This is a genomic window from Micromonospora luteifusca (assembly GCF_016907275.1).
Classification (GTDB): Bacteria; Actinomycetota; Actinomycetes; order Mycobacteriales; family Micromonosporaceae; genus Micromonospora; species Micromonospora luteifusca.
In genome coordinates this window covers 2,358,971-2,372,402 of record NZ_JAFBBP010000001.1, presented here as the reverse complement: position 1 = coordinate 2,372,402, position 13,432 = coordinate 2,358,971, and the positions used below count along the sequence as shown (strand labels likewise).

General features: G+C 71.6%; 15 protein-coding genes. 8 read left to right on the top strand and 7 right to left on the bottom strand.

Annotation, left to right across the window (positions count from 1 at the left end; translation table 11 throughout):
• Positions 1–58 precede the first annotated feature (58 nt).
• From alr to JOD64_RS10330, 4 genes are all read left to right on the top strand, one after another.
• Positions 59–1,177, top strand: coding sequence for an alanine racemase (gene alr / locus JOD64_RS10345; RefSeq protein ID WP_204942045.1), 1,119 nt, complete (start codon positions 59–61; stop codon positions 1,175–1,177).
• 55 nt (positions 1,178–1,232) lie between these two features.
• Positions 1,233–2,336, top strand: a complete 1,104-nt coding sequence (locus tag JOD64_RS10340) for an alpha/beta fold hydrolase (RefSeq protein ID WP_204942044.1) — start codon at positions 1,233–1,235, stop codon at positions 2,334–2,336.
• Positions 2,333–2,815, top strand: coding sequence for a tRNA (adenosine(37)-N6)-threonylcarbamoyltransferase complex ATPase subunit type 1 TsaE (tsaE, locus tag JOD64_RS10335; protein WP_204942043.1), 483 nt, complete (start codon positions 2,333–2,335; stop codon positions 2,813–2,815). The genes JOD64_RS10340 and tsaE overlap by 4 nt, the downstream gene beginning before the upstream one ends.
• Positions 2,816–2,880: 65 nt before the next feature.
• The gene (locus tag JOD64_RS10330) at positions 2,881–3,582 is read left to right on the top strand and encodes a uracil-DNA glycosylase (protein ID WP_204942042.1); all 702 of its coding nucleotides are present in this window, start codon (positions 2,881–2,883) and stop codon (positions 3,580–3,582) included.
• Positions 3,583–3,811: 229 nt separating this feature from the next.
• On the opposite strand, the gene JOD64_RS10325 is transcribed toward JOD64_RS10330, so the two are convergent.
• Entirely contained in the window at positions 3,812–4,516 is a 705-nt protein-coding gene (locus tag JOD64_RS10325) for a helix-turn-helix domain-containing protein (RefSeq protein ID WP_204942041.1), read from the bottom strand.
• Between the two features lie 587 nt (positions 4,517–5,103).
• Here JOD64_RS10325 and tsaB point away from each other — a divergent pair.
• The 4 genes from tsaB to JOD64_RS10305 are packed head-to-tail and all read left to right on the top strand — an operon-like array spanning position 5,104 to position 7,568.
• Entirely contained in the window at positions 5,104–5,781 is a 678-nt protein-coding gene (gene tsaB / locus JOD64_RS10320) for a tRNA (adenosine(37)-N6)-threonylcarbamoyltransferase complex dimerization subunit type 1 TsaB (protein WP_204942040.1), read from the top strand.
• Entirely contained in the window at positions 5,778–6,260 is a 483-nt protein-coding gene (gene rimI / locus JOD64_RS10315; protein ID WP_204942039.1) for a ribosomal protein S18-alanine N-acetyltransferase, read from the top strand. The genes tsaB and rimI overlap by 4 nt, the downstream gene beginning before the upstream one ends.
• Complete coding sequence (tsaD, locus tag JOD64_RS10310; RefSeq protein ID WP_204942038.1) at positions 6,253–7,299, top strand: tRNA (adenosine(37)-N6)-threonylcarbamoyltransferase complex transferase subunit TsaD; 1,047 nt, start codon at positions 6,253–6,255, stop codon at positions 7,297–7,299. The genes rimI and tsaD overlap by 8 nt, the downstream gene beginning before the upstream one ends.
• A 14-nt stretch (positions 7,300–7,313) precedes the next feature.
• Complete coding sequence (locus tag JOD64_RS10305) at positions 7,314–7,568, top strand: hypothetical protein (protein WP_088987640.1); 255 nt, start codon at positions 7,314–7,316, stop codon at positions 7,566–7,568.
• A gap of 31 nt (positions 7,569–7,599) precedes the next feature.
• Here JOD64_RS10305 and JOD64_RS10300 read toward each other — a convergent pair whose 3' ends face one another.
• The 6 genes from JOD64_RS10300 to JOD64_RS10275 all read right to left on the bottom strand — a co-directional run bounded on the left by JOD64_RS10300 (position 7,600) and on the right by JOD64_RS10275 (position 13,276).
• Positions 7,600–8,343 (bottom strand): DUF4142 domain-containing protein, encoded by a 744-nt coding sequence (locus tag JOD64_RS10300; protein ID WP_204942037.1) that lies wholly within the window; start codon positions 8,341–8,343, stop codon positions 7,600–7,602.
• Positions 8,344–8,467: 124 nt separating this feature from the next.
• Positions 8,468–8,767 carry a DUF1707 SHOCT-like domain-containing protein gene (locus JOD64_RS10295; RefSeq protein ID WP_204942036.1) on the bottom strand — a complete coding sequence of 100 codons (300 nt, stop codon included), beginning with the start codon at positions 8,765–8,767 and terminating at the stop codon, positions 8,468–8,470.
• Positions 8,768–8,786: 19 nt separating this feature from the next.
• Positions 8,787–9,968, bottom strand: a complete 1,182-nt coding sequence (locus JOD64_RS10290; RefSeq protein WP_204942035.1) for an ROK family protein — start codon at positions 9,966–9,968, stop codon at positions 8,787–8,789.
• A 22-nt stretch (positions 9,969–9,990) separates the two neighbouring features.
• On the bottom strand, positions 9,991–11,253 hold the full coding sequence (locus JOD64_RS10285) for a sugar ABC transporter permease (protein WP_204942034.1): 1,263 nt from the start codon (positions 11,251–11,253) through the stop codon (positions 9,991–9,993).
• A complete protein-coding gene (locus JOD64_RS10280) occupies positions 11,250–12,068 on the bottom strand; it encodes an ATP-binding cassette domain-containing protein (RefSeq protein ID WP_204942033.1) in 819 nt (272 codons plus the stop codon). Before JOD64_RS10280 ends, JOD64_RS10285 begins: the two co-directional genes overlap by 4 nt.
• Positions 12,069–12,181: 113 nt before the next feature.
• Positions 12,182–13,276, bottom strand: a complete 1,095-nt coding sequence (locus JOD64_RS10275) for a sugar ABC transporter substrate-binding protein (RefSeq protein WP_204942032.1) — start codon at positions 13,274–13,276, stop codon at positions 12,182–12,184.
• Positions 13,277–13,432: the final 156 nt, after the last annotated feature.

The window sequence follows — 13,432 nt, the reverse complement described above, 5'->3', positions numbered from 1 at the left end:
ACTGTCCGGGACATGCGTCGCCGCCCGCGGTGATCTCGGCGGAAAGTAGGCTGGGCGCATGTGGCAGGCCGAGGTACGCGTCGATCTTGACGCGATCCGCGAGAACGTGAGCACGCTCCGCTCCGGCACCACGGCCGAGCTGATGGCCGTGGTGAAGGCTGACGGATACGGCCACGGGATGCTTCCGGCCGCCCGCGCGGCGCTCGACGCCGGGGCGGACTGGCTCGGTGTCTGCACCCTCGACGAGGCGCTCACCCTGCGTCGGGCCGGGGTGACCGTGCCGGTGCTGGCCTGGCTGCTCGCGCCGGGGCTGCCGCTGCACGAGGGGGTCAGCGCCGGGGTGGACCTGGGTGCCGCCAGCCTGCCGCAGCTGAACGAGATGATCGAGGCGAGCCGGCTCGCCGGGCGCCCCGCCCGCCTGCACCTGAAGATCGACACCGGGCTGTCCCGGGGCGGGGCGACCGTCGCCGACTGGCCGGCGCTGCTGGACGCCGCCGCGAAGGCGCAGGCCGACGGCCTGGTCGAGGTGGTCGGCGTGTGGAGCCACTTCGTGTACGCGGACATGCCCGGCCACCCCACCACCGACCGTCAGGTGGCCGTCTTCCACGAGGGGCTGGCCATGGTCGAGCGGGCCGGGCTGCGCCCGCGCTGGCGGCACCTGGCCAACTCGGCGGCGACTCTGACCCGCCCGGACACCCACTTCGACCTGGTCCGCCCCGGTCTGGCCATCTACGGGCTCTCCCCGGTGGCCGGTGAGACCTACGGGCTGCGGCCGGCGATGACCGCGCGCGCCCGGGTGATGCTCAGCAAGCGGGTGCCCGCCGGCACCGGCGTCTCCTACGGGCACACCTACACCACTGCGAGCGAGGCGAACCTGGCCGTGGTGCCACTGGGGTACGCCGACGGGGTTCCCCGGCACGCCTCCAACACCGGGCCGGTGCAGCTCGGCGGCGTACGGCGGACGATCTCGGGGCGGGTCTGCATGGACCAGTTCGTGCTCGACTGCGGCGACGACCCGGTGGCTGACGGCGACGTGGCGACCCTCTTCGGGAGCGGTATCGACGGCGAGCCCACGGCCGACGACTGGGCCGAGGCGGTCGGCACGATCAACTACGAGATCGTCACCCGGTTCGGCAGCACCCGTGTGCCGCGGGTCTATGACGGCGAGCGGCCGTGAGCGTGAGGATTGAGCCGGGGTTGCGAGCCCCGCAGTCGCGAACCAGGGTGGCGCCGTGAGCTATCGCATTCCGCGTCCGCGGACCGCGGCGGGCCGGGTCGCGGGGATCCTCGGGGCTGCGGTCGGGGTCGCGGCGGCGGGTCTGGCGGCCGGCGTCGCGACCGAGCGCACCCTGGTCCGCCGGCTCAAGGCCGACCCGGCCGACCGCTACGCGCACGAGACGTTCGGCGAGCAACGGTACGACGAGGCGTTCCGTCTGGAGCTGCCGGACGGCACGGACATCCACGTCGAGGTGGTCGAGCCGACCAGGCCGGTGCCGGGGCATCCGACGGTGGTGCTGGTGCACGGCTTCTGCCTGGACATGGGGACGTTCCACTTTCAGCGCCAGATGCTCGCGGCCCGAGGTGACTACCGGGTCGTGGCGTACGACCAGCCCGGTCATGGTCGGTCCGGCCGGTTGGAGACCGGGGAGTACGACCTCGCGGTGCTCGGCCGGACGCTGCGCCAGGTGATCGACCGCACCGCCCCGGACGGGCCGCTGGTGCTGGTCGGTCACTCGATGGGCGGCATGACCATCATGGCGTTCGCCGAGTTGTTCCCGGAGCTGTTCGGTGACCGGGTGGTGGGCACGGTCCTGATGGCCACCTCGGGCGGGCTCATCGCCGAGACCAAGCTGGTCGCGCCCGCGCTGCTCGGCCGGGTCGGCGGCCCGGTGCTGTACATGGTCAGCAACGCCACCCGGTACGGCGGGCCGGTGATCGACAAGGCCCGCAAGTCGACGTCGAACGTGGCCTGGCTGCTGACCCGCAAGTACGGCTTCGGCACCCGCAAACCCAGCCCGTCGCTGGTGTCCTACGTGGAGACGATGAACTCCCGGACGTCGGCGGACACAGTGACCCGCTACCTGCGGACCCTGGCCACCCACTCGCGCTTCCCGGCGCTGGCGGCGCTGGCCGCGACTCCGGTGCTGGTGGTGGTCGGCGACAAGGACATGATTACCCCGGTGACCCACTCCGAGGAGATCGTCCGGCGCCTGCCGCACGCCGAGTTCGTCAAGATCAAGGACAGCGGTCACGTGGTGATGTTGGAGCACGCTGACGAGGTCGATGCCGCGCTCGCGCGGTTCCTCGAATCACTTCCAGAGCCGGAGGAACGGTGAGTCACGTCGTCAAGCTGCCGACCGTCGAGGACACTCGGGAGTTCGGCCGGCGTCTCGCCGGGCTGCTGCGAGCAGGTGACCTGGTGTTGTTGACGGGCCCGCTGGGCGCCGGCAAGACCGCGCTCACCCAGGGCATCGGTGCCGGGCTCGGTGTCCTCGGGGACGTCACCTCGCCGACTTTCGTGATCGCCCGGGTGCACCGACCCGATCCGTCCCGGGGCGGCCGGGTGGCCCTGGTGCACGCCGACGCGTACCGGTTGGGTGCCGCCACCGATCCCCGCGCCGAGATCGACGACCTGGACCTCGACGCCTCGGTGGACGATTCGGTGACCGTGGTGGAGTGGGGCGAGGGCCTGGTGGAGCAGTTGGTCGACGCGCACCTGCGGGTCCGCATCGACCGCCGCGACGACGACACCCGGATCATCGAGCTGGACCCGATCGGTGGCGACTGGGCGCGGCGGCTCGCCGACCTGGGTTAGGTCGGCGGCTGTCGTACCCGATGCCTAGAGTGCGGGGGACCGACCCGCGCTGTGAGAGGTTTCTGATGCCCGACGACGCCCCCGCCCTTGACCTGCTGGCCCTGCTGCCGGAGCAGTGGCGTGCCGTGCTCACCCCGCACCTGGATGCGGTCCGCACCGCCGCGCTGGCCGAGTTCGTCGCCCGGGAATACGCGACGCAGACCGTCTTCCCGCCCCTGGAGGACCTGTTCTCGGCATACCGGCTCTGCCCGCCGCAGGGCACCCGGGTGCTGATCCTCGGGCAGGACCCTTACCACCGGGCCGGGCAGGCGCACGGGCTGAGCTTCAGCGTCCGAGACGGTGTGACGGTGCCGCCGTCGTTGCGCAACGTCTTCAAGGAGTTGGGTGAGGACGTCGCCGTCCCCAAGCCGCGCAGCGGCAACCTCGATGGTTGGGCCGCCCAGGGCGTGCTGCTGCTCAACGCAGTGCTGACCGTCCGCCAGGCCACCCCGGGCTCGCACGCCAACTCCGGCTGGGAGGAGTTCACCGACGCGACCATCAGGGCACTGGACGCGTCGCCGGACCGGGTGGTCTTCCTGCTCTGGGGCGGCTACGCCCGCAAGAAGGCTGCCCTGGTCACCAACCCGCAGCACGTGGTGTTGGAGGCCGGGCATCCCAGCCCGATGAACCCACGCGGCTTCCTCGGCAGCCGCCCGTTCAGCGCGGCCAACAAGGCGCTCGCCGACGCTGGCCTGCCCACCATCGACTGGGAGCGCACCGCCGGCTGAGCCCGCCGTCCGCCGGGACCGGGCCATTGGCTGAGGCTGCGCTGCCGGCTGAGCCTGCCGTCGGCTGAGGCTGCGCTGCCGGCTGAGCCCGCCGTCGGCTGAGGCTGCGCTGCCGGCTGAGCCTGCCGTCGGCTGAGGCTGCGCTGCCGGCTGAGCCCGCCGTCGGCTGAGGCTGCGCTGCCGGCTGAGCCCGCCGTCGCGCTCCTGCTGGTCGAGCGTCGGCGGTGGCTCAGCCGCCGCTGGCCGCCTGCCGATCGCGGTAGCGGCGCAACAGTTCGCCCGCGCGTGGCTCGGTCAACTCCAGCTCGACCAGTGGCACCACCCGGTAGATCCGCCCACCGTGCTGCACCTCGATCGTCTCGGGCAGCTCGTCGCACATTGTTGCCCTGACCTCGCCGTACCGGGTCGACCAACGATGCTCACCCGGCTCCTCGGGCTCCACCCACACTCCGCCGAACTCACCCCAGCTGGCGTTCCACCGCTGGCCGTATGCCGCCTCCAGCCAGCGGGTGAACCTCTTCGAGTCCTGCCATCGCACGGCGATCTCCAGGGCCTCGACCGGCACCGGCGCGCCCTGCAGCAACGCCGCCGTGCTCCCGGTGATCACCTGAGGAAAGTCGGAGAGCCGGTCCAGCATCCGATCCAGGCCCAACCCGTCGATCCGCTCGCCGATCGGGCGGGAGGCCAGGTCGTCGATCCGTGCGTCGAGGTGCGCGTCCAGCGGCTCGACCCCGACGACCAGTTGGACGTCCATCGCGGCGAGCAGTGCCTCGAGCACGGCGATGCTGGGCGCGCGGTTGCCGCTCTCGATCCGGGCCACCGCCGCCTGGCTGACCCCGGCCAACTCGGCCAGTTCAACCTGGGTCAGGTCGCGTAGGTGCCGCTGCTGTCGAACGGTGCTGCCGAGCAGGGTGACGAGGCGCGTGGTTGGCATGTCGGGATGGTGGACCAGCCCGACCCGTGGCGGATACCGCTGAGGCGGATTGACGACTGGCCAGCCTCTGCCCGAGGCCGCGGCGGGCGAGTGAACTGCTCCTGCCACCTGGACTTGCCCTAATGAGCGGTATACCTGTGAGTCATATTTATGACCCACAGGTATACCGCTCACCAAGGTGCGCGCGGCCTAGCGCCACCGTCTGGCCAGGTGCGCCGCCCCCCGGGTGTGGCCAGGTGCGCCGCCCCCGGTGTGGCTGGGGCCGCCGCCCCCGGGTGTGGCTGGGTGCGCCGCCCCCGGGTGGGGCTGGGTGCGCCGCCCCCGGTGTGGCTGGGTGCGCCGCCCCCGGGTGGGGCTGGGTGCGCCGCCCCCGGTGTGGCCAGGTGCGCCGCCCCGGTGGGGCTGGGTGCGCCGCCCCCGCCATGAGGCCAAGGCGTGCAGCCCTCCGCCGCGTGCGGCCGGGGCGGCGCGGGTGGCGGGGCAGGGGAGTGCCGGCGCCGTGTGCCGACCGAGGCGGGCGTGCATGGGTAGGAGAGGTGGCGGGGCGTGACCGGGGGCTTTTGGCGGGCCGGCTAGGCTGGCTTACCGTGCTCGTACTCGTGGTGGACAGCTCGACCCCCGCGGTGACCGCGGCGCTGGTGGAGGTCTCGGCGGACGGCGTGGTGTCCCGGGCGCACCGGTGCACCGTCGACGCCCGCGCCCACGGCGAACTGCTCGCGCCCCAGGTGGACGCGGTCCTCGCCGATGCCGACGCGCGCCCGCGTGACCTGGCCGCCATCGTCGCCGGGCTCGGCCCGGGGCCGTTCACCGGGCTGCGGGTCGGCCTGGTCACCGCCGCGACGATGGGTCAGGTGCTCGGCATCCCGACGTACGGTGTCTGCTCGTTGGATGCCATCGGTTACCCGGCGGCGTCCGGCGAGCCGGTGTTGGCCGCCAGCGACGCCCGGCGCAAGGAGCTCTACTGGGCCGTCTACGACGGCGCTGGCGAGCGGGTCGTCGGGCCTGAGGTGTCCACGCCGGTGGTCGCCGCCGCGCGCGCTCGCGAGTTGGGGGCGACGATCGCGGTCGGCGACGGGGCGCACCGGTACGCCGAAATCCTGGACCTGCCCGTTCGGGTCGAGCCGCGGTACCCGGACGCCACCGTGCTGGCCCTGCTGGCAGCCGAGCGGATCCGGGCGGGCGCGCCCAGCGAGCGCCTCACCCCGCTCTACCTGCGCCGCCCGGACGCCGTGGTGGCGACCGGCCGCAAACCGGTCCTGCCGTGACGGCGGTACGGCTCGACCCGTTCCGCTGGTGGCACATCGACGACGTGCTGCCGATCGAGGCTGACCTCTTCGGCGCCGAGCAGTGGTCGCCGGCCATGTTCTGGAACGAGTTGGCCAACGGGCACCACTACCGGGTCGCCGTCGACGCAGACGGTTCGGTGCTCGGTTACGCCGGGCTCGCCGGTGTTCCGCCGGGCGAGGTGTGGGTGCAGAACATCGCCGTCCGCCGGGACGCCCAGCGGCGCGGCGTTGGCCGTGCCCTGCTGGAGGAACTGCTCGCCGAGGCGGCCCGGCGCGACTCCCGCAGCACCCTGCTGGAGGTCGCCGTGGACAACGCCGCCGCCCAGCGGCTCTACGCGACGTACGGGTTCGAGCCGATCGGGGTGCGGCGCGGCTACTACCAACCGAGCAACACCGACGCGCTGGTCATGCGGCGCGACGCCGAGCCGACCGGGGACGGACCAAACGACCATGGCTGACGAACCGCTGATCCTGGGTATCGAGACCTCCTGCGACGAGACCGGCGTCGGCATCGTGCGGGGGCACACCCTGCTGGCCGACGCGCTCGCCTCCAGCGTCGAGGAGCACGCCCGGTTCGGAGGTGTGGTCCCCGAGGTGGCCAGCCGGGCCCACCTGGAGGCCATCGTGCCGACCATGGACCGGGCGCTGACCGAGGCCGGTGTCACCCTGGCCGACATCGACGCGATCGCGGTCACCTCCGGGCCGGGGCTGGCCGGCGCGCTGCTGGTCGGCGTCGCCGCCGCGAAGGGCTACGCGCTCGCCGCCGAGAAGCCGGTGTACGGCGTCAACCACCTCGCCGCCCACGTCGCGGTGGACACCCTCGAACACGGCCCACTGCCCGAACCCGCCATCGCGCTCCTGGTGTCCGGCGGCCACTCGTCCCTCCTGCTCATCGACGACCTGGCCCGGGGCGTCACCCCGCTGGGAGCCACCATCGACGACGCGGCCGGCGAGGCGTTCGACAAGGTCGCCCGGCTGCTCGGGCTGCCGTTTCCGGGCGGCCCGCCCATCGACCGGGAGGCCCGGGCCGGCGACGCCGCCGCGATCGCCTTCCCACGTGGTCTGACCGCCGCGAAGGATCTCGCCGCCCACCGGTACGACTTCTCGTTCTCGGGGCTGAAGACGGCGGTGGCCCGGTGGGTCGAGGCGCGTCAGCGTGCCGGCGAGCCGGTGCCGGTGGCCGACGTGGCCGCGTCCTTCCAGGAGGCGGTCTGTGACGTCCTGACCAGCAAGGCGCTCGCCGCCTGCCGGGCGAGCGGGATCGAGACGTTGGTGATCGGCGGGGGAGTGGCGGCGAATTCGCGGCTGAGGGCGATGGCCGAGCAGCGGGCCGAGAAGTACGGCATCCGGGTCCGCGTGCCCCGGCCGAAGCTGTGCACCGACAACGGTGCGATGGTGGCCGCGCTCGGTTCGCACCTGGTCGCCGCTGGGGTCGCACCGAGCCGACTGGACCTGCCGGCCGACTCGGCACTGCCGTTGACCACGGTCAGCGTGTGACGGGGGCGGCGGACATGATCGTGCGGATGTGGGAGGCGCGTGCCGAGGCGTACGGTGTCGCTGACCTGATCACCTGGGTGTGCGACACCGCCCTGCCCGAGCTGGAGCACGACCCGCTGTACGTCTCCAGCGAGGTCTTCTCCTCCACCGACCACCGTGTCGTGGTCATCTCCAAGTGGCGCAGCAACCCCCGGCCGCTGCCGGATCCGCCCGCACTGCTGGTGGCCCGCGCTCCGCACTCCTGGGACTTCACCCAGGTCGACCGGTGACGCGAGCCACCAACGAGTCCACTGTCGACGGTCAGTTGCGGCGCAGCATCCGGTAGGTGGCGATTCCGCCGGTGCCCAGCGCGGCAAGGAAGACCAGCCAGACGACGGTGCTGCTGACCCCGACCTGTGGTCCGGTGTTGGCGGCGGCGGCGGCCAACAGCCCGTCCTCACCGGGAGCGGGCAGCGCCGCGGGCGGCAGCTCCGGCCAGCGGACCAGCCCGGTGCTCTCCAGCATCTGCATGTGATGCATGACGAAGCCGTTGGCATCGTCGCAGAGCTTACGGACGGTGGCGTCGCGGGTGCTGGCGCGGACCGCGCCGATCACCGGGAAGATCTTGCCGTGGGCGACCCGGAGCCGGGTGACGAAGATCTGGTCGAACCGGGCGCCGGAGGCCTTCTGCATCTCAGCCAGCCAGCCCTTCTGCTCGGCCGTCGGCTCGCTGGGGATGCTCGCGCCCAACTTGTTCGCGGCGTCCACCGTGAGCTGGTCGAGCCGCTGGTGCTCGTTGGCGATGCCGGCGCCGATCTCCCGGACCTTGGCCGACTGGCCCTTCTCGGCGGCCATCTGGCCGGCCGGCATCTCCCACAACCCGGCCAGCCGCACCCCGTTGAGCAGCGTCATGTCGGCGGCATTGAGCTGCTGGCCGCCGCCGGCGGGTGCGGCGACGGCGACGCCGGGCAGGACACCCATCCCCGCGATGATCGCGATGAGCAGCATCGCCGCTCGATGGGTCCGGATGCCCAGCCGGCGACGGGCGGATCTGAGCGGTGCCATGTCTGTGGTGCCTCCTCGGTCCGGACCGAAACGCGTCTGGACCGGGCAGCCATACCTGCCGGCTGCCCGTCCGCCCACTGATACGGACTGATCGCGCGATCAGTTCATCGGAGGGCGACGCGGATCAGCGGGTGACGGCGAGGAAGCCGCCGAGCAGCAGCAGGGTGAGTGCGGCGGCGGCGAAGAGCATCAGCAACTCCCGGCGCCCGTGCCCGACGGGATCGTCACCGTCGTTGGCCGGGTCGGGCAGGGCTGGCAGGTCGCGGGTCAGCGCGGCCAGGTCACCGAGGGTGCGCGCTGTCCACACCGCACCGGCCCGATCGGAGAACTCGTCAAGGGTCAGCCGGCCCGCCGTGGTGTGCCGGTGCAGCTCGGCGACCACCCGGTGGCGGTCGTCGTCGGAAGCGCGCAGCTCGACATCCACGCCGAACAGCGTACGCGGATCAGCCCACGTCGAGGGGGTCGGCGAGGAGTCGTTCGAAAGCCAACTCGGCTGCCCCGATCAGAGGTGCGTCCTCGCCCAGCTTCGGCGTACGCAGCCGGACGTGCTCCAGGCAGGCGCCGAGCGCGTTGGAGTTGAGCCGGCTGCGGATCTGGGCTGCCGCCGCAAGGTAGAGGTCGCGCATGGTCCCGCCGAAGATGACCATCTCCGGGTTGAAGACGTTCACCAGGTTGGCCACCCCGAAGCCGAGCCAGTCGCCGGCCTGGCGGACGGCTGTCTGGGCGCGGGCGTCACCCCGGTCGGCGGCGTCGAAGACGGCGAGCAGCGCGTCACGACCTCGGGCGCCGGAGCGGCCGGCAGCGCGCAGGAGAGCGTGCTCACCGATCTCGGTCTCCCAACAGCCCCGGGCGCCGCACTCACAGGGCTTGCCGTCGAGGACCACCTTCATGTGGCCGACCTCGCCGCCGTACCCGCCGTGCCCGGTCAGCCGGCGCCCACCGGCGATGATGCCGGCACCCACGCCGACGTCGCCGTACAGGTAGAGGACGTTGTCGCAGCCGGCCGCCACCCCCCGTGCGTGTTCGGCGAACGCTGCCACGTCCGCCACGTTGCCCACGGTGACCGGCACGTTGACGCCCAACTCGGCACCGAGTGCGGCGCCGATCGGCTCGTCCACCCAGCCGGTGGTCGGCCCGAGCCGCACCAGGCCGTCGTCGCGGCGGACCATGCCACAAACCGCGACGCCGGCACCGACGCAGATCGCGTCGGTGGGCACGACCTGCTGCATCTCCTTCACCGCACCGGCCAGGAGCGGCGCGGCCTCCGCGGCCAGCAGGCCACGGGGTCGGTCCAGACTCCGGCGGTCCAGGACCGCCCCACCCAGCCCGATCCGGGCCGCGCGCAGCCGGTCCACCTCCACTGAGTACGCGTACGCGTAGACCCGGGCCGACTCGGGCCGGACGACCAGTGACGGTCGGCCGGCCCGGCCGGTCTCCTTCGGCGCGCCTTCGCTGACCAGCCCCACCGCGGACAGGTCGGCGGTGAGCGCGCCGATGGTGCTGCGGTTGAGGCCCAGCGTGGTGGTCAGTTCGGCGCGTGTGGTCGCCCCGTGAACGTGCACGTGCCGCAGCAGGGCCCCGAGGTTCTGCCGTCGGACGTCGTCCTGGCTCGGTCCTGGGCGCATTGTGGTGCTACCTCCCGCGCGGTCAGCGGGTGCCGGTGGCTGCCGCGCGGCGGCGGGAAAGCGCGTCGACGCTGGCGGCGAGCAGCAGCACGACGCCGGTGACCACGTACTTGACTCCCGCGCTGTATCCCATCAGGCCCATTCCATTTTCGATGACCGCGACCACCGCGCCGCCGAGCACGGCGTCGAGGACGCGGCCCTTGCCGCCGAAGAGGCTGGTGCCGCCGATCACCGCTGCGCCGACCGCGTAGAGCAGTACGTTACTGCCCCCCGTGTTCGGGTCGACCGAGTTGGCTCGGCTGGCCGCCACGATGCCACCGACGGCGGCCATGGACGAGCAGATCATGAAGACCGAGATCCGGATCCGGTCGACTCCGATACCGGCCCGGCGGGCCGCTTCCCGGTTGCCGCCCACGGCGTAGATGTGCCGGCCGTAGCTGGTGCGCTGAAGCACGAAGGTCCAGATGATCAGCAGCACCGCGATGACCGGCACCACGATCGGCACACCCTTGAGGGAGACGACCAGTACGTTGCGGCTGCGCTCCAGGTTGAGGACGTACACCGCCGCGCCGAGGATGACGGCGAGCCCGCCGATCCGCAGCGCCACCACGGCGATCGGGTCGGTGATCAGACCGCGGGCAAGCCGGTTGCGGTGGCGCAGCAGTTGCACCGCCGCGTAGCCGACGACCGCGAGGGCGGCCAGCGTCCAGCCGAGGGTGGGGGCGAGGTTGCGGTTGGCGATGGCGACCAGCACCTCGTCGCGGACGGAGATGTTGGTGCCGTCCTTCACGAGCATCAGCACGATGCCCTGGAAGGCGAGGAAGCCGGCAAGGGTGACCACGAAGGACGGAATGCCGATCTTCGCGACCAGCAGGCCGAGGCTGGTGCCGATGACCAGACCGGTGGCGACCGCGGCGAGCACGGCGACCCACCAGGGGTAGCCGAGCACGGTGACCAGGTTGGCCAGCACGGCCGCGCAGACGCCGCTGGCGAAGCCGGCGGAGAGGTCGATCTCGCCGAGCAGCAGCACGAAGACCAGGCCCATCGCGATCAGCGTGACCGCCGCGCCCTGGGTGAAGAGGTTGGCGAAGTTGCCGGCCGACAGGAACGACGACGGCCGCATGACCGCGAAGACGGTGCAGAGCACGATCAGGCCGAGTACGGCTGGTAACGCGCCGACGTCGCCACCGCGTACCCGGCTCAGGTAGTTGCGGACGTGGCCCCCGACGGTCGGCGCCGGTGTGACGGCCGCCGGGCCGTCCTTCCGCACGGCGGTGGTGGTCATCGGAGGCCTCCTGAGATCGAGTCGGCCGGCTGCGAGCCGTCGCCGTTGCTGCCCGGGTCGGTGGTGAGGCCGAGCCCGCCCGAACGCCCGGCGGTGATCAGCTCGACCACCTGGGCATGGGTGATGTCGGTGGTCTTCACCTGGGCGACCATCTGGCCGAGGTACAGCGCGGCGATCCGGTCGGAGACGGCGAAGACGTCGTTCATGTTGTGCGAGATGAGCACCACGGCCAGGCCGTTGTCGGCGAGGCGGCGGACCAGTTCGAGCACCTGGGCGGTCTGTGCCACGCCGAGCGCCGCGGTCGGCTCGTCCAGGATGACGAGCTTGCTGTTCCACAGCACCGCCTTGGCGATGGCCACGGTCTGGCGTTGGCCGCCGGAGAGGCTGGACACGTGTTGACGCAGTGAGGTGACGGTGCGGACGGAGAGCCCGGCCAGCGTCTCGGCGGCGAGCTGTTCCATGGTCGGCTCGTCCAGGACGATGCCGCTGCGCTTCTCCCGGCCGAGGAACATGTTCTGCACGATGTCCAGGTTGTCGCAGAGCGCGAGGTCCTGGTAGACGACCTCGATGCCCAGCGCGGCGGCGTCGCGAGGGCTGCCGACGTGCACCGGTTCACCGTTGAACAGGATCTCGCCGGCGTCGGTGGGGTAGATGCCGCTGATGCACTTCACCAGGGTCGACTTGCCGGCGCCGTTGTCACCGACCAGTGCGGTCACTTCACCCGGGTGGACGGTCAGGGCGACGTCGCGGAGCACCTGGACGGGACCGAAGCTCTTGTCGATCCCGCGGAGTTCCAGCAGGGGGGTCGCGGACACGGGGGTCTCCTTCTCAAGGGAGGTCGGGGCCCGTCCGGCGGGCGCCGCCCGGCACGGGAGGGGTTCTCCCGTGCCGGGCGGCGAGGTCGTCCCGGCGGGTACTGCGGCGTCGGTCAGCTGATGCCGGCGTCGGCGCAGAGCTTGGCGTACGTCCCGGAGCAGACCTGCTCCTTGGTCACGTAGCCGTCGGCGATGACGTCCTTGACGGTCTCCTTGTAGATCGCCTTCGGAGTGAGCAGCACCGAGGGGACGTCACGGCCACCCTCCGGGTCCTTCACCGTCTGGCCGGTGTCCTTCTTCTCGCCCTTGGCGAGCGCGATGGCGAGGTCGGAGGCGGCCTTGGCCTCTTCCCGGACTGCCTTGTAGACGGTCATGCACTGGTCACCGACGAGGATGTTCTGCAGGCCCTCGACGCTGGCGTCCTGTCCGGTCACCGGCACCTTGCCGTTGAGCTTGTTCTTCTTCAGGATCGAGATGGCCGCGTTGCCGAGACCGTCGTTGGCGGCCAGCACGCCGTCGATCTTGCCGTTGGCCTTGGTGAGCTGCTGCTCGAAGATCGTCGCGGCCTGCGCGTTGTCCCACGCCGGCACCGCGTCCTCGGGGCCCTTGACGTATTCCTTGGCGTCGAACTTCGGCTTGAGCACCGAGTCGTAGCCGGCCTTGAACAGGGTGGCGTTGTTGTCGGTGGGGGAGCCGTTGAGGTACGCCACGACGGGGTTCTTGGCGCCCTTCTCGGTCAGGCACTTCGCCAGACCCTCGCCCTGAAGCTTGCCGACGGTCTCGTTGTCGAAGCTGACGTAGTACTGGGCGGAGCCGCCGAGGGTGAGCCGGTCGTAGTCGATGGTGGCGACGCCCTGCGACTTGGCCTTGTCGAGCACGGCCTTGCCGGTGCCGGAGTCCAGGTTGACGATCATCAGGGCGGTCACGCCGCCGGTGATCATCTGGTCGGCGATCGTCTGGAAGGCGGTCTTGTCGTTCTGCGCGTTCTGAATGTCGTACTGGACGCCTGCGGCCTTGAACGCCTCCTCCAGGAATCGGCGGTCCGCGGTCTCCCAGCGGACGGACGACTTGCTGTCCGGGAGGATCACGCCGATCTTGGGAGTCTTGGCCGAGGCGGCCTTGTCGCCGCCGGAGTCGTCGCTGCAGGCGGTCAATCCGCCGGTCGCGAGCAGGCCCACGGCGGCGATGGTGAGGATCCCCTTACGCATGTGCAGGGTCCTTTCGGAGGTGGGGGAGGTGTTGTTTTGTTGTGTCCGGCAACGTATTTCGGGTCACACCAGCTCCACAAGACCGCGCAGGTGCCAAGTTTGTTGGCAGCGATAACAATTCAGCAACGCGACTGTTACTCCCCGGGTATCCAGGGG